An 18,484-nucleotide genomic window follows, 5' to 3' on the forward strand; every position below is an offset into this window, starting at 1 on the left:
GCCTGTTTTGGCAGTGGGCGCGAGGAGAGAAGTCTGGTCATTCCAAACGAACGACGAGCAACGTCGCGCTGTGCCAAAACAGGCTTGTCCCTGCGGGTGGGGCCGCCCAGGTTGCGCCGGAAATGGGGCCATGCGGCGTTGCAGCCTTTGGCAAGGGAATGTTCCGGCGGCAACGCAACCGGGGAAACGATTGATGACACGCCCTAAGGATGGCATGGCCCGGACATGCCATCCTTTTCACCGTGGAGCCCAGCCTCAAGCCGGCTCGACCAGCGGCCGGCCGGTCATTTCCTGCGGCTGCGGCAGGTCGAGCAGCTTCAGTATGGTCGGCGCCACGTCGGCCAGCACGCCGCCTTCGCGGATGCGCAGCGCGCGCTTACCCACGTAGATGAAGGGCACCGGCTCGCAGGTGTGTGCAGTGTGCGCTTGGCCGGTGCTTTCGTCCTGCATCTGCTCGACATTGCCGTGGTCGGCGGTGATCAGCGCCTCGCCGCCGACCTTCTCCAGCGCCGCGACGATGCGCCCGAGGCTGGCGTCCAGGCATTCCACCGCCTTGACCGCCGCCTCGAACACCCCGGTGTGGCCGACCATGTCGCCGTTGGCGTAGTTGGCGATGATCACGTCGTAGCGCCGGTTCTCGATGGCCTCGACCATGCGCTCGGTGACTTCCGGCGCGCTCATCTCCGGTTTGAGGTCGTAGGTGGCGACCTGCGGCGAAGGGATCAGGATGCGCTCCTCGCCCGCGAACGGCTCCTCGCGGCCGCCGGAGAAGAAAAAGGTGACGTGGGCGTACTTCTCGGTCTCGGCGATGCGCAACTGAGTCTTGCCGTTGTTCGCCAGGTACTCGCCGAGCACATTGGTCAGTTCTGTCGGCGGGAAGGCGCAAGGCGCCGGAATGCTCGCCGAATACTGGGTGAGGGTGACGAAGCCGGCCAGCCGCGGCACGCGCGGGCGCTCGAATTCCTTGAAATCGGCCTCGACGAAGGTGCGGCTCAGTTCGCGGGCGCGGTCGGCGCGAAAGTTCATGAACACCACGGCGTCGCCGTCTTCCACGCGCGCCGGTGCGCCGATGGCGGTGGCCTTGACGAACTCGTCGCTCTCGTCGCGGGCGTAGGCGGCCTGCAGGCCGGCCGCGGCGGTTTCGGCGGCGTATTCGGCCTTGCCGTCGACGATCAGCCGGTAGGCCTGCTCGACACGGTCCCAGCGATTGTCGCGGTCCAGCGCGAAGTAGCGGCCGATCAGCGTGGCGATGCGGCCCTTGCCGAGGCGTTCGAAGGTGGCTTCGAGCGCCTCGATGGGGCCCTGGGCGCTCCTGGGCGGAGTGTCGCGGCCGTCGAGGAAGGCGTGCAGGTAGATCTTTTCGGCGCCGCGCCGCACAGCCAGTTCGGCCATGGCGGCGATGTGGTCCTGGTGGCTGTGCACGCCACCTTCGGAGAGCAGGCCGAGGATGTGCACCGCTTTGCCGGCGGCGACCGCGCGGTCGACGGCGGCGCAGATGGCCGGGTTGTCGAAGAACTCGCCGTCCTGGATGGCTTTGGTCACCCGGGTGAAGTCCTGGTAGAGCACGCGGCCGGCGCCGAGGTTCATGTGGCCGACCTCGGAGTTGCCCATCTGGCCGTCGGGCAGGCCGACATCCATGCCGGAGCCGGAGATCAGGCCGTGGGGGCAGGTGGCGAGCAGGCGGTCGTAGACCGGGGTGCGGGCGGCGTGGATGGCGTTATGGGCAGGGCTGTCACTGTGGCCGAAGCCGTCGAGGATGATGAGAACCAGCGGTTTGGGGATGGCAGTCATGTTGCGACCCTCCTGGGAAGGCGAAGGCTGGGGAGGACCCGGTGGCCGGGCGCCTCGGGTTTCGATGGGGTGGGATGCGGTTCCCGGTTGGCGTGCGTGGACGTGTCCTGGAGCGGGCGAAAGTCAGCTTTAGAGCCGAGTGGATCTGCACCGCTGGTCGTGGCATGCGTTCACGCGTGATTGAGCACGGACCGGATTTCATAGGCATTTGCGAGCGATACGGGCTTGCATGCGTGTTTTTATTGGTTTTGCATAATTTTACGTAAACTTATTGGTTTTCAAGCCGGACGGTCAAGCTTATATACGGTTTATTACGAATTTAAAGCGATTCAGCCATTCGCCGGATGCCGCCCTGGAATGGGGCTTGTTCCGCTATCGAGTGCCTCAGGCTGCGCACTGGCGGAAACGGGCCAATGAGATGGCGCAAAACCTTGGCCGACCGGCAATCGCCTGCCTAAGCGAGCCAGCGGGCGACGCCCGCCAGTTTGCGATAGTCGGATGGTGTCATGGCCTTGAGCGCCATGAAGTGGCGATTGAAGTTGAAGATATTGGTGAAGCCCACTTCGAAGCAGATATTGGGGATCGGCAGGTCGCAGGCGAGGGTGATGCGCAGGCTGTTGACGAACTCGACGAAGCGCCGGCCCGTCGCCTGGCGGAAAAGCCCGGAGAAGTAGGTGGGCTGCATGCCGAGTTCTTCGGCGACTTCCTCCAGGCTCAGGTTCTCGTGGTAATGATCGAAGATGTATTGACCGCCTGGTTCACGCGCTGCTGGTTCCTTTTGCCGCCGATGCTCAGTTAGCAATCGAAACTGTCTGCCGAAATCAGGCTATTCCATCTTGCCCAGCCTCAGTGGCCCCCCCCCCCCATTAATCTTACTATGTCATAGAAAATCAAGGAGAATACGTTCATCCCAACAGCCGATTGGATTCCACGAGAGAACGGATAACGGATGGAACAGCGCTTCGAAGCTTACCTCGATCATCTGTGCGATTCCCTGGGCCACGTGGACCGGCATGAAGGTCTGCGTGGGTATTGCCAGGGATTGATGTTGCCGCTGGCACGAAAGAGCGTCGAGCCGCTGGCCGCAGGAATCGATCCCCATGCCGTGCGGGCACGCCACCAGTCACTGCATCATTTCGTCGCCAAATCCGACTGGTCGGACGAGGGATTGCTCGAGCGTGTGCGGGCCTGGGTGGAGCCGGCGCTGCTGCGCGAGGGCGGCACCGAGTGCTACTGGATCGTCGACGACACGGGCTTTCCGAAGCAGGGCAAGCATTCGGTCGGTGTGGCGCGCCAGTACTGTGGCCAACTGGGCAAGCGGGACAATTGCCAGATTGCCGTGAGTCTGACGCTGGCTACCCAGAGGGCGAGTCTTCCCATAGCCTGGCGGCTGTATCTGCCCGAGGATTGGGCGGCGGATACGGCGCGGCGCACCCGGGCCGGTGTGCCGGAAGGGATTGGATTCCAGACCAAGCCCACGATTGCACTGGAACAGCTCAAGGCCGCCCTGACTGCCGGGATTGCGCGGGGTCCTGTGTTGGCCGATGCCGGCTACGGCAACGATACGGGGTTTCGCGATGGGCTGACCGAGTTGGGGCTGGTCTACGCCGTCGGCGTGCAGGGAACGACGAGCGTCTGGCCGGAAGGCAAGGCGCCTCTGCCCCCGGAACCGTGGAAGGGCGTGGGACGCAAACCCCGACTGCGGCGGCGGGATGCCGAACATCGGCCGGTCAGCGTGAAGGCGCTGGCGCTCGCTCTGCCGGCCAGTGCTTATCGTACCGTCACCTGGCGGCAGGGCAGCAACACGGCACTGTCCGGTTGCTTTGCCGCGGGTCGGGTGCGGGCGGCACATCGTGACCAGCAGCGGACGGCTGTATGCGACGAAGAATGGTTGCTCATCGAGTGGCCCGAGGGGCAGCGGGAACCGGAAAAATACGTCCTGTCGACCCTGCCCGCGGACACGTCTTTAGAACCAGCCCTTTCAAAGTCTTTTGCCTTTCGAGGCCTCGATTACACGGGCCGTAGAGACATGAGCGCGGGCTGTGGCGCTATCGACCCACTCCAGGCTCTTCTTCACCTTGGGGCTACGCTTGCTGGTGGCCACCTGGCCGGGCTTGATGTGCCGTGCCAACTCCAGCAGGCGCTGCGCCAGTGTGCTGGCCGAACCGTCGGCCCACGTGGGCCAGTGCTCCACCGGCAGTGCGACGAGCATCCCCTCGTAACGGCTTCTGACCTGGACTGCCAGGTGGTAGGGGGACGCCTCCCAGCCCTCGGGAAACTCTTCGCGATGGGCCTGTTCGACACTGCGCTTGAGCACTGCCAGGAGGTTGCAGGCCAGCACCGCCACGGCAAACCCCAGCAACCCCAGCAACGCTGCCCGGGGACCGACTCCAGGCGCTGGAACATCCCCTCGATACGCCAGCGCCGACGGTACAGCTCGGCAATCTGCCGGGCGTCGATCGTCGCGGGCAGGTTGCTCCACAGCCAAAGGACGGACTCGCCCGACTCCGTCAGCCGATCCAGGCGCAACTCGATGCGCCGCCAGGGCACCTGGCCCTCATCTATGTGGATGTCCTGCTCAAGCACCCCCCCCGGTTTCCACCCGGCCCAGGTCGTGCAGGGGCCTCTCGTGAACGATGCGCGGATGCCTGGCATCCTGGCGCACGATGAAATCGGCTCGGGCCTGCTAAAGCGACTGGAGAATCGCGCGCGTGCAGAAATGCCGGTCGGCCATCCACAGCTACCCCGGCCGGGCATTGTCCAGTAGCGGCAGGACGCCGGTGCGCTCGCTCTCGTAGGCATCCTCGCAGACCGCCAGATCGGTCACCCGGTCCAGGTCGGGGTCGTAGACCACCAGCGAATGCCCCGGCAGAGCGGCGGCGCGCTGGTTGCGCAGCGGCGCCAGGCGTTTCTCCGAGGCCGGCAGATGATTGCCGTCGATGATGCGCACCTGCCAGCCGGGCAGGCAGGGCGCTGTGCCCAGGGCCGAGACGACCGACTTCAGGCGCTGGGCGCTGCCCTGAACCAAGGCCCGCGGCAAGGGTGGCTTGGTACGCCTGACCTTGTCGTACAGCGCCACCAGCGATACGGGTAGGTGGTCCATCTGGCGCGCGGCGGCATACAGCGAAGGGCGCAACCCCAGGGAAACCAGCGACATCAGCTCGACCACCGTGGAAAACAGCAGCTCGCGTGGATACTGGCGTTGCCGGTGAGTCTCGAACACTTCATCGATCCAGGCGGCCGGCATTGCCCGTTCCGGCGCCAGACGTGCCATGACGCTGGCCGGTGCCTACTTTTCGAACCGCGCCAGAATTGCATCCCACATCGTCTTGCTCTCCCGATCGATTATCGGGAGAGTTTACGCAAACACCTTGAAAGGGCTGGTTGTCAATAGTCCACGGCTGAGCAGCGGCATGCGGGGCTGTGTCCGGGCGGTGTTATCCACGGACGGCGCTGCGGCGCTGTGCGTGGCGCTCGGAAAGCCTATGACTCTGGCTGCTGCCGGCGCCACCATGCGTCGATGGCCGCGGCCAGTTGCGGCACGTCCTGGCGCGAGGCATCCAGGACTAGGGTCAGGGGTTCGCCATGCGGCGCTTCAAGGGTGGCGAATTGGCTGTCGATCATGCTCGCCGGCATGAAGTGGCCGGGGCGCTCGGCGACGCGGCTGGCGGCGACGGCGGGCGTCACTTCGAGGTAGACGAAGCCGAGTCCGGGCACAGCTTCGCGCAGGCGCTCGCGGTAGCTGCGCTTGAGCGCCGAGCAGGTGAGTACCGGACGCCATCCGGCGGCGACGGCGCGGCGCAGTTCCTTGCACAGAACGCCTAGCCAGCCGCTGCGATCATCGTCGGTCAGCGGGATGCCGGCGCTCATCTTGCGGATGTTCTCCGGCGGATGGAAAGTGTCGCCCTCGACGGGAATGGCGCCGTTGAGTCGGCAGAGCGCCAGGCCAACGCTGGACTTGCCGCAGCCGGCGACGCCCATGATCACCAAGGCAGGAATGAGTGAGTGCATACGACACCTCGTCGATTGGATAGTGCCACCTTGGGGCACATCAAACTACCTGCGTGGTCATCGCTGCGTTAAAAACAGGCTCAAAATGCTCATTTACAGCGCGTAAACTCCGCTTTTTCGCCTGTTTTTGCCTTGCGCTGACTGCCTCGCCTACGTAATGAGATGGTCACCCCCAACACCCAGTAAAGCTACACCTTCACAGGGCGTTTTCTTTCCGGAGGCCATCGCCATGAACGCCGTAGCACTGATTGGTATCGACCTTGGCAAGCACAGTTTTCACTTGCAGGCGCAGGACCGCAGCGGTCGGCCGCTGTTTCGCAAGCAGACCAGCCGGCAGCAACTACTTCGGTTACTGGCCCAGCAGCCGCCGTGTCGTGTGGCGATGGAGGCCTGTGCCGGCGCCCACTGCCTGGCTCGCGAGATTCAGGCGCTGGGGCACCAGCCTCTGCTGATCTCGCCACAGTTCGTACGGCCCTTTGTCCAGGGCAACAAGAACGATTTCCTTGATGCCCAGGCCATTTGTGAGGCCGCCTCGCGGCCAACCATGCGTTTCGTGACGCCCAGGACTGAGGCCTAGCAGACCCTGTCCGTGCTGCATCGCCTGCGCGAGTCGTTGATTCGTGACCGGACCAAGAGCATCAACCAGCTGCACGGTTTCCTGCTGGAGTTTGGCATCAGTCTGCCACGCAGCCAGGCGGTGATCCGTTGCCTCTCTAGCGTTTTGGCGGAACACAAGCTCCCTGCACGACTGGTTGTCCTGCTGCAACGTCTGCTGCTGGGCATCAGCAAGCGCGAGGACAAGAACCTACGCCGATTGCTGGTACTGCGCGCGCGGGTGTATCCGCAGCGTCTGGAGCAGCAGCGTGGAGCGATGGCGGATTGGGTTCGAGGCTTGCTCATGCGGCGCCATTCGAACGTGGTGGCCTGCGCCCTGGCCAACAAGCTGGCACGCATTGCCTGGGCCATCGCCGCAAAGCACACCCGTTATGAAGCGGGGCCAGACGGCTGCGCCGCCTGACCCGGCGTTGTTGCAGTACCACGAACCACCCTTCCAGGTTTTGCGATCGCTGAACAACCGATGACGTGAACGGCCCACCGGCCTGACGAAGAACCTGTTCTAAAAACTGGCTTTCGAAGCCGCCCTGGTTTTCAGGATCGTCAGGCGCGACTCTCATCGTGGCGCGGAGCATGCTCCGGACAGACGCCGGATAGATTTAGGCAAGCCAAATACCCATCGCTGATCAGCGTTGCAAAAACGGGGGTGACCATAGATTTTAGAGGTGCCCCCTTGGCAACGGACCGAACAATGCGTCGGAGGGGTTGCCGGTCGTCCGTGGTTGTGATCATGAGCCGTGCACGGAAATTTGCCGAAAATGGCGACGAGCGACCCGGTGCTTGCCTGCGATTGTTGTGTTTGAAGGACAGCGCTATCCTGTGGGCTGTCTTCTGGTTTGACAAGCTGGTCGGAGAGGATGGGGGAGACGGCGGCAGCGTAGCGGGGCGAGAATGGCCGCCCTGGGCGCTGTGGCTTTTCGCGCTGCCCGCTGTTCCATTCCGATACTGCTCATGGTGCGACTGCCTAGATGACCGCCTCCAAGAACGATAAGAAACACCGTACCACCGGACGTCCGACACTCAACGAAGTGGCTCGCCGCGCCGGCGTCAGTCCGATCACCGTCTCGCGGGCCCTTCGCGGTATTCCCAGCGTCGCTGAGGAATTGGCGCAGCGGGTCCGCGAGGCGGCCAGCGAACTGGGATACGTGGCCAATCCGGCGGCGCGTGCGCTGGCTTCCGCGCGCAGCCAGACCGTGGCGGTGCTGGTGCCCTCGCTGGGCAACCAGTTATTCGTCGAAACCCTCGAGGCCATCCACGCGGTGATGCGGCCGAGAGGGCTGGAGGTGCTGATCGGCAACTCCCACTACTCGCGCGACGAGGAAGAGGACCTGATCCGCAACTACCTCGCCTACCAGCCGCGCGGCCTGCTGCTCACCGGTTTCGAGCGGACTGAGAGCGCGCGGCGCATGCTCGACTCCAGTGGCATTCCCTGCGTCTACATGATGGATCTGGATTCCGGCGCCGGTCTGCACTGCGTCGGCTTCTCGCAGATACGCGCCGGCGCGGCGGCGGCCGAACACCTGATCTCCCGCGGCCGGCGGCAAATGGCCTTCGTCGGCGCCCAGCTCGACCAGCGCACTCTGCTGCGCGGCGAAGGCTTCCGCCGGGCCCTGCAACAGGCTGGACTCTACGATCCCGCCCTGGAATTGCTGACCCCGCGGCCATCCTCCGTCGGTCTCGGCTGCGAACTCTTCGCCCAGCTCATGGCCAGTCATCCGCAGATCGACGCCATCTTCTTCGGCAACGACGACCTGGCCCACGGTGCCCTGCTGGAAGCCATGCGCCGTGGCGTGAAGATTCCCGAGCAGGTAGCGGTGATCGGTTTCAACGACCTGCCGGCTTCGTCCTTCACCGTGCCGCGGCTGAGCAGCATCCGTACGCCGCGCGAGGCCATCGGGTGCCGTGCCGCCCAGCTGCTGCTCGCGCTGATAGCCGGCCAGCCGATCGCCGAGCCGGTGCAGGACATCGGCTTCGAACTGATGGCGCGCGAGAGCACCTGAGGTCATCGTGATTCCGGGGCCTTGCGGGGACCGGCGGCAGGGTTGGGGGGAGGGGCGGCTCCACCTTCGGCGAATAGAGTTTGTTGCTAATTTATGTTGTTTAAATAATTAAATATTATCTTTTTAGTTAAGTTTTTTATTGAAAATAGCTATTTTTGTTGTTATAAAAACAAATATACCCGCTACCTGGAGCCTATCCATGCATCCCCGCGTCCTTGAGGTAACCGAGCGTCTGGTTGAGCGCAGCCGCGCCACGCGCGAACGCTATCTGGCCATGATCCAGGCAGCCGCCGATGAGGGGCCGCAGCGCGGCAAGTTGCAATGCGCCAACTTCGCCCATGGCGTAGCTGCCTGCAGCGGCAGCGACAAGCAGCGCCTACGGCTGATGGATTCCGTCAACGTGGCCATCGTCACGGCCTACAACGACATGCTTTCCGCCCATCAGCCCTATGAGCACTATCCCGAGCGGATCAAGCGTGTCCTGCATGACTTGGGCTCGGTCGGCCAGGTCGCCGGCGGCGTGCCGGCCATGTGCGACGGCGTTACCCAGGGCGAGCCTGGCATGGAGCTGGCCCTGGCCAGCCGTGAGGTGATTGCGCTGTCCACGGCGGTGGCCCTGTCCCACAACATGTTCGATGCGGCTCTGTACCTCGGCATCTGCGACAAGATCGTCCCCGGCCTGCTGATGGGGGCCTTGCGCTTCGGCCATCTGCCTGCGCTGTTCATGCCCAGCGGGCCGATGCTGTCGGGCCTGTCGAACAAAGAAAAGGCGGATGTGAGACAGCGCTACGCCGAAGGTAAGGCCAATCGCGACGAGTTGCTCGAGTCCGAGATGAAGGCCTACCACGATGTCGGCACCTGTACCTTCTACGGCACCGCCAACACCAACCAGATGCTGATGGAGGTGATGGGGCTGCACCTGCCGGGCTCTTCCTTCGTCAATCCCGGCACCCCACTGCGCGATCTTTTGACCGATGAGGCCGCCCGGCAGGTCACCCGGTTGACCCGGCAGGGCGGCCACTTTACGCCGCTCGGCCGGATCGTCGACGAGCGCGTGCTGGTCAACTCGGTGGTGGCGCTGCACGCTACCGGCGGCTCCACCAACCACACCCTGCACCTGCCGGCTATCGCCCAGGCCGCAGGCATCCAATTGACCTGGCAGGACATGGCCGACCTCTCCGAGGTGGTGCCGACCCTGACCAAGGTCTATCCGAACGGCAAGGCCGACATCAACCACTTCCAGGCCGCCGGCGGCGTGGCTTTCCTGGTCCGCGAGCTGCTCGACGCCGGCCTGCTCCACGAGGATGTCGAGACCGTGGTCGGCCATGGCCTGCGCCGCTACGCCCAGGAGCCCTTCATCGACGGGGAGCGGCTGGTCTGGCGCGACGGTCCGGCGCAGAGCCTCGACGAGAACATCCTGCGCCCGGCGACGCGGCCTTTCTCGGCCGAGGGCGGCCTGCGGGTGATGGTCGGCAACCTGGGCCGGGGCGTGATGAAGGTGTCCGCGGTGGCGCCCGAGCATCAAGTGGTGGAGGCGCCGGCGCGGGTGTTCCGCGACCAGCAGGAGCTGGCCGATGCCTTCAAAGCCGGCGAGCTGGAGCGCGACTTGGTGGCGGTGATGCTGTTCCAGGGCCCGCGCAGCAACGGCATGCCCGAGCTGCACAAGATGACCCCTTACCTGGGCGTGTTGCAGGATCGCGGCTTCAAGGTCGCGCTGGTCACCGACGGGCGCATGTCCGGCGCTTCCGGCAAGGTGCCGGCGGCCATCCATGTCTGTCCGGAAGCCATCGACGGTGGCCCGTTGGCCAAGCTGCGCGACGGCGACCTGATTCGCGTCGACGGTCGCGCCGGCACTCTGGAGGTCTTGGTCGACGCTGCCAAACTGGCCGCCCGCGAGCCGGCGCGTATCCCGCAGGGCGCGGGCGTCGGCTGCGGCCGCGAGCTGTTCGCCTTCATGCGCTCAGCATTCAGTACGGCGGAGCAGGGCGCGAGCGCCTTTACCGCCAGTTTGGAGGAATTGAAGTAAGGGGCTAGAGGAGTTCGTCGTCGCTTGGATAGCGGGTGCTGTTGAGGCTTTCCTTGATCTTGCGCAGATGCGGCTGGAAGTCGATGCCGCGGCGCAGGGTCATGCCGGTGGCCAGTACGTCGAGCACGGTGAGCTGGATGATCCGCGAAGTCATCGGCATGTAGATGTCGGTGTCTTCCGGCAGCGGGATGTTCAGACTCAGGGTACAGGCCTTGGCCAGCGGCGAGCCGGCAGCGGTCAGGCCGAGCACCGAGGCGCCGTTCTCGCGGGCCAGATGCGCCACCTCGACTAGCTCGCGGGTACGCCCGGTATAGGAAATGATCACGAAAAGGTCGCCGGTGTGGGCCACCGAGGCGAGCATGCGCTGCATCAGCACGTCGCACTGCGCCGACACGGCGAGGTTGAAGCGGAAAAACTTGTGTTGGGCGTCCTGGGCCACCGAGGCTGAGGCGCCAAGGCCGAAGAAATGGATTTGCCGGGCCTGGATCAGCAGGTCGACCGCCCTGTCGATGGCTTGGGGGTCGAGCGTCTGGCAGGCACTGTCCAGCGAGGCGATGGTGCTGCCGAAGATTTTGCGAGTGTAGGCCTCGGGGCCATCGTCGGCCTCCACGGCACGACTCACATAGGCGGCGCCGCTGGCCAGGCTCTGCGCCAGTTGCAGTTTCAACTCCGGGTAGCCGCTGACTCCGAAGGAGCGGCAAAAGCGATTGACGGTCGGCTCGCTGACCTGGGCGGCCTGGGCGAGCGAGGCGATGCTGTAGCGGGTGGCTTGCTGCGGATCCTGCAAGATGACTTCGGCGACCTTGCGCTCGGCCTTGTTCAGGTCTTCTAGGCGGCTCTGGATCTGTTCCAGCAGATTGCGCGTGCGATCCATGTTGGTTCCTGGGATGGATGATGCATAAGGAGGCTTATCGTAACTGGGCGCTTCCGGAGGGGCCACTGAAAATGCCTGGTTATGGAGAAATGTAGTTTTATTACGCAATTATTGTTGATGAATCGATTCAATGATGCTTTCATTAATCCATACTTTGACAAAAGAACGAATATTATGAGCGCTACTCCTGTCGAGCCTTGCATCTTCGCCCTGTTCGGAGCCCTGGGTGACTTGGCTCTGCGCAAGCTGTTCCCCGCCCTCTACCAACTGGATCGGGCCGGCCTGCTGTGCCCGGATACGCGGCTGCTGGCTCTGGCCCGCGACGCCGGCGAGGAGAGCAGCCACCTGGCGACCATCGCCGAGCACCTGCGCCGCCACGTCCCCGTCGCCGAACTGGACGAGGGCGTGCTGCAGCGCTTTCTCGGCCGCCTGGACTACCTGTCGATGGATTTCCTCCAGCCCGGCGGCTACGCCGCGCTGGCCGACCGGGTCGGCGCCGCCGAGCGGCTGATCGCCTACTTCGCCACCCCGGCCGCGCTCTACGAGCCGATCTGCGCCGGACTGGCCGAGGTCGGCCTGGCCGAGCGCGCCCGGGTGGTACTGGAGAAGCCGATCGGCCACGACCTGGTCTCCTCGCGCAAGGTCAACGACGCGGTGGCCCGGCATTTCCCCGAGGACCGCACCTACCGGATCGACCACTACCTGGGCAAGGAGACGGTGCAGAACCTGATCGCTCTGCGCTTCGCCAACAGCCTGTTCGAGACCCAGTGGAACCAGAACCACATCTCCCATGTGGAGATCACCGTGGCCGAGCAGGTGGGCATCGAGGGCCGCTGGGGCTACTTCGACAAGGCCGGGCAACTGCGCGACATGATCCAGAATCACCTGCTGCAACTGCTCTGCCTGATCGCCATGGACCCGCCGAGCGACCTGTCGGCCGACAGCATTCGCGACGAGAAGGTCAAGGTGCTCAAGGCGCTGGCGCCGATCGACGCCGCCCAGCTCAGCCAGCAGGTGGTGCGCGGCCAGTACGTGGCCGGCAATATCCTGGGCAAGTCGGTGCCAGGCTATCTGGAGGAGGACAACGCCAACGCGCAGAGCGACACCGAGACCTTCGTCGCGCTGCGCGCGGAGATCCGCAACTGGCGCTGGGCCGGTGTGCCGTTCTACCTGCGTACGGGCAAGCGGATGCCGCAGAAGCTGTCGCAGATCGTCATCCACTTCAAGGCGCCGCCGCACTACATCTTCGCCGAGGAGCAGCGCCCGCTGATCGGCAACAAGCTGATCATCCGCCTGCAGCCGAACGAGAGCATCGCCTTGCAGGTGATGACCAAGGAGCAGGGGCTGGACAAGGGGATGCAACTGCGCAGCGGTCCGCTGCAACTGAATTTTTCCGACACCTACCGCAGCGCGCGGATTCCGGACGCCTACGAGCGGCTGCTGCTAGAGGTGATGAAGGGCAACCAGAACCTGTTCGTGCGCAAGGACGAGATCGAGTACGCCTGGCGCTGGTGCGACCGGCTGATCGCCGGCTGGCGCCTGCAGGGCGAGGCGCCCAAGCCGTACGCGGCGGGTAGCTGGGGGCCGCTGTCGTCGATCGCATTGATCACCCGTGACGGGAGGAGCTGGTATGGAGATTTCTGACTCCGCCCGACGGATCGCCGCTCGGCCGCTTCCAACCGTTCCCGGCGTTTTTCCGAATCGCTGTGCACAGCGCTGTCTCATGGCCTGCCAGGCGTTACTGCCTCTTTTCCCGCGTTTTTTCGACTTCTACCGGTGCCCCTGAGCCCGAAGGACCAACCGATATGAACAGCATCCAGAACAACAAACCGGCCACTTCCCAGAGCGTGCCGAGCATGGCCGACAAGGTCGCCTTGATCGATCAGTTGTGCGCGGAAGCCCGCATCCTTCCGGTCATCACCATCGAGCGCGAAGCGGACATCCTGCCGATGGCCGATGCCCTGGCCGCTGGCGGCCTGCGTACCCTGGAGGTCACCCTGCGCTCCGAGCACGGCCTGACCGCTATCCGCGTGCTGCGCGAAGCGCGCCCGGAACTCTGTGTCGGCGCCGGCACCGTGCTCGACGAGAGCATGCTGGCTGAAGCCGTGGCGGCGGGCGCGCAGTTCATCGTCACTCCCGGCAGTACCTCCGAACTGCTGAAGGCCGGGGTGAGCTGCCCGGTACCGCTGCTGCCGGGCATCGGCAGCGCTTCGGAGCTCATGCTCGGCTACGCCCTGGGCTACCGCCGCTTCAAGCTGTTCCCGGCCGAGATCGCCGGCGGCATCCCGGCGCTGAAGGCGCTCGGCGGGCCGTTCGGCAACGTCCGCTTCTGCCCCACCGGCGGTGTCAACCCAAGCAACGTCAAGAACTACATGGCCCAGCCCAATGTGATGTGCGTGGGCGGTACCTGGATGCTGGACAGCGCCTGGACGCGCGCCGGCGACTGGCAACGCGTTCAGCAGGCCAGTGCCGAGGCACTGCAACTGCTGGGCTAATCGGCCCGAAATTTTTCCATCTGCCCGCTGTTGCACCGATAAAAAGTTCCCCTGGAGGACGCTACAAGATGCTGCGTAGAACCAAGATCGTCGCTACCCTCGGCCCAGCTACCGAAACCCCCGAAGCCATCGAAGGCCTGGTCAAGGCCGGGGTCGACGTGGTGCGCCTGAACTTCTCCCACGGCAAGGCCGAGGAACACGAGGCCCGCGCCGCGCTGGTCCGCGAGATGGCCGCCAAACACGGGCGCTTCGTCGCCATCCTCGCCGACCTGCAGGGGCCGAAGATCCGCATCTCGCGCTTCGCCAACGGCAAGGTGCTGCTGGAGAAGGGCCAGACCTTCGTCCTCGACGCCGCCCTCGACAAGAATGCCGGCGACTCCCGGCGCGTCGGCATCGACTACGAGGCGCTGATCACCGACAGCCGCCCCGGCGACATCCTGCTGCTCGACGACGGCCGCGTGGTCCTCGAGACCCGCGAGGTCAAGGCCAGCGAGCTGGTCTGCGAGGTGCGGGTCGGCGGCCCGCTGTCCAACAACAAGGGCATCAACCGCCAAGGCGGTGGCCTGTCCGCCTCGGCGCTGACCGACAAAGATTGCGCGGACATCAAGACCGCCGCCGCCATGCAAGTCGACTACCTAGCAGTGTCCTTCCCGCGCGATGCCGCCGACATGCAGCACGCCCGCCGCTTGATGCAGGAGGCCGGCGGCAACGCCGGGCTGGTGGCGAAGATCGAGCGCGCCGAGGCGGTGGCCGACGACCAGGTGCTGGACGAGATCATCCTCGCCTCCGAGGCGGTGATGGTGGCCCGCGGCGACCTGGGCGTGGAGATCGGCGACGCCGAACTGGTCGGCGTGCAGAAGCGCATCATCGAGCGGGCACGGGTGCTCAACCGCGCGGTGATCACCGCCACGCAGATGATGGAGACCATGATCACCCAGTCGCTGCCGACCCGCGCCGAGGTGTTCGATGTGGCCAACGCGGTGCTCGACGGCACCGACGCGGTGATGCTCTCGGCCGAGACCGCCGCCGGCGCCTACCCGGTGGAGACCGTGGAGGCCATGGGGCGGATCATCCTCGGCGCCGAGAAGCACCCGCTGGCCCATCGCTCCAAGCACCGCATGGACCAAGTGTTTCACCGCATCGACGAGACTATCGCGCTGTCGGCGATGTACGCAGCCAACCACCTGGAAGGGGTCAAGGCGATCGTCTGCCTGACCGAGAGCGGCGATACCCCGCGGCTGATGTCGCGGATCCGCTCGCACCTGCCGATCTTCGCCTTCTCCCGCCATCCGCGCACGCAGAGCCGGGTAGCGCTGTTCCGCGGCGTGCACCCGATCCCCTTCGAGGCCGACCGGATCGCCGAGGCCGAGCTGAACGCCCGCGCGGTCAAGGAGCTGCTGCAGCGCAACCTGGTGGCCGAGGGCGACCTGGTGCTGATCACCAAGGGCGCCGGCCATGCCCAAGGCGGTACCGACACCTTGCGCATCGTGCGCGTGGGCGACGTCATCCACTGAGCGTAGGGGCTTTCGATGCAACCGAGCGAACATCAGGACTGGCCGCGCGACTTCGACATCCGCGCCTCGCACGCCGAACAACAGGAGCTGCTCGCCGAGGGCGAAGCCGTTTCGACCCCTGCACAGGACCCGACACACGATGAGTAAGCCGAGTACTTCGATCCAGCACGTCGCCGCCCGCGAGATCCTCGATTCGCGCGGCAACCCCACTGTCGAGGCGGTGGTCACCCTGGTCGGCGGCGCCACGGGGGTAGCCAGCGTGCCCTCCGGGGCCTCTACCGGTAGCCGCGAGGCCCTCGAATTGCGCGACGGCGCGCTGCGCTATAAAGGCAAGGGCGTGATGAAGGCGGTGGACAACGTCAACGGCGCGATCCGCGAGCGGGTGCTCGACCTCGACGCGCTCGACCAGCGCGCGGTCGACCAGGCCATGCTCGAACTGGACGGCACCGACAACAAGGCGATCCTCGGCGCCAACGCCATCCTCGCCGTGTCCCTGGCCACCGCCAAGGCCGCCGCCGCGGCCCGCGGCTTGCCGCTTTATGCGCACCTGGCTGAGCTGTACGGCAACCCCGGCGAGTACAGCCTGCCGGTGCCGATGATGAACATCCTCAACGGCGGCGAGCATGCCGACAACAACGTCGACCTCCAGGAATTCATGATCCAGCCGGTCGGCGCGGCCAGCTTCAAGGAGGCGCTGCGCATCGGCGCCGAGGTGTTCCACACCCTCAAGCAGGTGCTCACCGAGCGCGGGCTGAGCACCGCGGTGGGCGACGAAGGTGGCTTCGCCCCCTCGCTGGCTTCTAACGAGGAAGCGCTGGTGGTGATCCAGGCGGCGGTCGAGCGCGCCGGCTATGTGCTGGGCCAGGACATTACCCTGGCGCTGGACTGCGCCGCCTCGGAGTTCTACCATGACGGCGAGTACCGGCTGGCCGGCGAGGGCAAGACCTTCGACTCCAGGGGCTTCGCCGACTACTTGGCAGGCCTGTGCGAGCGCTACCCGATCGTCTCGATCGAGGACGGCCTGGACGAGAGCGACTGGGACGGCTGGGCCTACCTGACCGAAAAACTCGGGCAGAAGGTGCAACTGGTCGGCGACGACCTGTTCGTGACCAACCCGAAGATTCTCCGGGAAGGCATCGAGCGGGGCATCGGCAACTCGATCCTGATCAAGTTCAACCAAATCGGCAGCCTAAGCGAGACCTTGGAAGCGATCCGTCTGGCGCAGCAGGCCGGTTACACGGCGGTGATCTCGCACCGTTCGGGGGAGACCGAGGACACCACCATCGCCGACCTGGCGGTGGCGACCCGTGCCGGGCAGATCAAGACCGGCTCGCTGTGCCGCTCGGACCGGGTGGGCAAGTACAACCAGTTGCTGCGCATCGAGGAGGCCCTGAAGGGCAAGGCGCCCTATGACGCCGCGGCGCTGCTCAAGCGCCGCTGCTGCAGCGGCTGAATCCGTTCGGACGGTCGATGCGCCCGGTGCGAGCTGGGCGCGTTTCCACATCACAACAACGAGGACGACATAAGCCATGAGCACCGAGAGCCGTCTGCACAACCTTTTTCCGGCCGCCGCCGATATCCCCGAGCAGTACCGTCCGGGCGCGCCTATTGAACAGCGCGACTATCTGGTCGACGGCGAATTGCGCCGCTGGGACGGCCCGCTGGCCGCCGTGCGCAGCCCCATCCACCTGAGGACCGCCAAGGGCGACGAGCAGGTCGTCCTCGGCAGCACCCCGCTGCTCGACGCCCAGGCCGCGCTGGGCGCCCTGGACGCCGCGGTCAGGGCCTACGACAACGGCCAGGGCCTGTGGCCGAGCATGCCGGTGGCCGGGCGCATCCAGCACGTCGAGACCTTCTTGGCGCGCATGCGCGAGCAGCGCGAGGCGGTGGTCAAACTGCTGATGTGGGAGATCGGCAAGAACCTCAAGGACGCCGAGAAGGAGTTCGACCGCACCTGCGACTACATCGTCGATACCATTCACGAACTCAAGGAACTCGACCGCCGCTCCAGCCGCTTCGAGCTGGAGCAGGGTACCCTCGGCCAGATCCGCCGCGTGCCGCTGGGCGTGGCGCTGTGCATGGGTCCCTACAACTATCCGTTGAACGAGACCTTCACCACCTTGATTCCGGCGCTGATCATGGGTAACACCGTGGTGTTCAAGCCGGCCAAGTTCGGCGTGCTGCTGATCCGCCCGCTGCTCGAGGCGTTCCGCGACAGCTTCCCGGCCGGGGTGATCAATGTCATCTACGGGCGCGGCCGCGAGACCGTCAGCGCGCTGATGGAAACCGGCCAGATCGACGTGTTCGCCTTCATCGGCACCAACAAGGGCGCCAGCGACCTGAAGAAGCTGCACCCGCGCCCGCACCGCCTGCGCGCCGCGCTCGGCCTGGACGCCAAGAACCCCGGCATCGTCCTGCCGCAAGTGGACCTGGACAACGCGGTCAGCGAGGCGATCACCGGCGCGCTGTCGTTCAACGGCCAGCGCTGCACGGCGCTGAAGATCCTCTTCGTCCACGAACAGGTGGTCGATGCCTTCCTTGAGAAGTTCAACCAGAAACTCGCCGCGCTCAAGCCGGGCATGCCCTGGGAGCCGGGCGTGGCGCTGACCCCGCTGCCCGAACCGGGCAAGAGCGACTTCCTCGCCACCTTGGTGGCCGACGCCCAGGCCAAGGGCGCCAAGGTGGTCAACCCCGGCGGCGGCGAGGTGCGCGAGACCTTCTTCTACCCGGCGCTGCTCTACCCGGTGAGCGCGGACATGCGCGTCTACCAGGAGGAGCAGTTCGGCCCGCTGATCCCGGTGGTGCCTTACCGCGACCTGCAGACGGTGATCGACTACGTGCGCGAGTCGGACTTCGGCCAGCAGTTGTCGATCTTCGGCAACGACCCGCAGCAGGTCGGCCGGCTGGTGGACGCTTTCGCTAATCAGGTCGGGCGGATCAACATCAACGCTCAATGTCAGCGCGGCCCCGACAGCTTCCCGTTCAACGGCCGCAAGAACTCGGCGGAAGGGACCCTGTCGGTGTACGACGCGCTGCGCGTGTTCTCGATCCGCACGCTGGTGGCGACCAAGTTCCAGGAAGACAACAAGCGGCTGATCAGCGACATTATCCGCAACCGTGAATCGAGCTTCCTGAGCACCGACTACATCTTCTGACAG

The 18,484-nt window shown here is 65.3% G+C and carries 11 protein-coding genes and 4 pseudogenes; 10 read left to right on the forward strand and 5 right to left on the reverse strand.

Annotated elements, in window-relative coordinates; genetic code table 11:
• Positions 1 to 255: 255 nt before the first annotated feature.
• On the reverse strand, positions 256 to 1,791 hold the full coding sequence (gpmI, locus tag ACGI6K_RS09860) for a 2,3-bisphosphoglycerate-independent phosphoglycerate mutase (protein WP_377968548.1): 1,536 nt from the start codon (positions 1,789 to 1,791) through the stop codon (positions 256 to 258).
• A gap of 454 nt (positions 1,792 to 2,245) precedes the next feature.
• A pseudogene (locus ACGI6K_RS09865) lies at positions 2,246 to 2,536 on the reverse strand (helix-turn-helix transcriptional regulator); the annotation flags it as partial.
• 204 nt (positions 2,537 to 2,740) lie between these two features.
• On the opposite strand from ACGI6K_RS09865, the pseudogene ACGI6K_RS09870 reads away from it, so the two are divergent.
• Positions 2,741 to 3,760 (forward strand): annotated as a pseudogene (locus ACGI6K_RS09870) (IS701 family transposase); the annotation flags it as partial.
• A gap of 12 nt (positions 3,761 to 3,772) precedes the next feature.
• Here the strand turns inward: ACGI6K_RS09870 and ACGI6K_RS09875 are convergent.
• A pseudogene (locus tag ACGI6K_RS09875) lies at positions 3,773 to 5,065 on the reverse strand (IS4 family transposase).
• Between the two features lie 209 nt (positions 5,066 to 5,274).
• On the reverse strand, positions 5,275 to 5,802 hold the full coding sequence (locus ACGI6K_RS09880; protein WP_376947214.1) for a gluconokinase: 528 nt from the start codon (positions 5,800 to 5,802) through the stop codon (positions 5,275 to 5,277).
• Between the two features lie 229 nt (positions 5,803 to 6,031).
• Here ACGI6K_RS09880 and ACGI6K_RS09885 point away from each other — a divergent pair.
• The 3 genes and pseudogenes from ACGI6K_RS09885 to edd all read left to right on the forward strand — a co-directional run bounded on the left by ACGI6K_RS09885 (position 6,032) and on the right by edd (position 10,443).
• Positions 6,032 to 6,820 (forward strand): annotated as a pseudogene (locus ACGI6K_RS09885) (IS110 family transposase).
• A 565-nt stretch (positions 6,821 to 7,385) separates the two neighbouring features.
• On the forward strand, positions 7,386 to 8,417 hold the full coding sequence (locus tag ACGI6K_RS09890; protein ID WP_376947212.1) for a LacI family DNA-binding transcriptional regulator: 1,032 nt from the start codon (positions 7,386 to 7,388) through the stop codon (positions 8,415 to 8,417).
• 199 nt (positions 8,418 to 8,616) lie between these two features.
• On the forward strand, positions 8,617 to 10,443 hold the full coding sequence (gene edd, locus ACGI6K_RS09895; protein WP_376947210.1) for a phosphogluconate dehydratase: 1,827 nt from the start codon (positions 8,617 to 8,619) through the stop codon (positions 10,441 to 10,443).
• A 4-nt stretch (positions 10,444 to 10,447) separates the two neighbouring features.
• Here the strand turns inward: edd and ACGI6K_RS09900 are convergent, their stop codons facing one another.
• Positions 10,448 to 11,317, reverse strand: a complete 870-nt coding sequence (locus ACGI6K_RS09900; protein ID WP_376947208.1) for a MurR/RpiR family transcriptional regulator — start codon at positions 11,315 to 11,317, stop codon at positions 10,448 to 10,450.
• 174 nt (positions 11,318 to 11,491) lie between these two features.
• Between ACGI6K_RS09900 and zwf the strand changes: the two genes are divergently transcribed.
• The 6 genes from zwf (at position 11,492) to ACGI6K_RS09930 (ending at position 18,481) form a co-directional block, all read left to right on the forward strand.
• Positions 11,492 to 12,961 (forward strand): glucose-6-phosphate dehydrogenase, encoded by a 1,470-nt coding sequence (gene zwf, locus ACGI6K_RS09905; protein WP_377968549.1) that lies wholly within the window; start codon positions 11,492 to 11,494, stop codon positions 12,959 to 12,961.
• 161 nt (positions 12,962 to 13,122) lie between these two features.
• A complete protein-coding gene (locus tag ACGI6K_RS09910) occupies positions 13,123 to 13,812 on the forward strand; it encodes a bifunctional 4-hydroxy-2-oxoglutarate aldolase/2-dehydro-3-deoxy-phosphogluconate aldolase (RefSeq protein ID WP_376942459.1) in 690 nt (229 codons plus the stop codon).
• 68 nt (positions 13,813 to 13,880) lie between these two features.
• Complete coding sequence (gene pyk / locus ACGI6K_RS09915) at positions 13,881 to 15,326, forward strand: pyruvate kinase (protein WP_376942461.1); 1,446 nt, start codon at positions 13,881 to 13,883, stop codon at positions 15,324 to 15,326.
• Positions 15,327 to 15,341: 15 nt separating this feature from the next.
• Positions 15,342 to 15,473: a hypothetical protein gene (locus tag ACGI6K_RS09920; protein ID WP_376942463.1), complete on the forward strand. Its 132-nt coding sequence runs from the start codon at positions 15,342 to 15,344 to the stop codon at positions 15,471 to 15,473.
• The gene (eno, locus tag ACGI6K_RS09925; protein ID WP_376942465.1) at positions 15,466 to 16,779 is read left to right on the forward strand and encodes a phosphopyruvate hydratase; all 1,314 of its coding nucleotides are present in this window, start codon (positions 15,466 to 15,468) and stop codon (positions 16,777 to 16,779) included. The genes ACGI6K_RS09920 and eno overlap by 8 nt, the downstream gene beginning before the upstream one ends.
• 76 nt (positions 16,780 to 16,855) lie before the next feature.
• A complete protein-coding gene (locus tag ACGI6K_RS09930; RefSeq protein WP_376942467.1) occupies positions 16,856 to 18,481 on the forward strand; it encodes an NADP-dependent glyceraldehyde-3-phosphate dehydrogenase in 1,626 nt (541 codons plus the stop codon).
• Positions 18,482 to 18,484: the final 3 nt, after the last annotated feature.

It is taken from the genome of Azorhizophilus paspali (genome assembly GCF_043587585.2).
Classification (GTDB): domain Bacteria; phylum Pseudomonadota; class Gammaproteobacteria; order Pseudomonadales; family Pseudomonadaceae; genus Azotobacter; species Azotobacter paspali.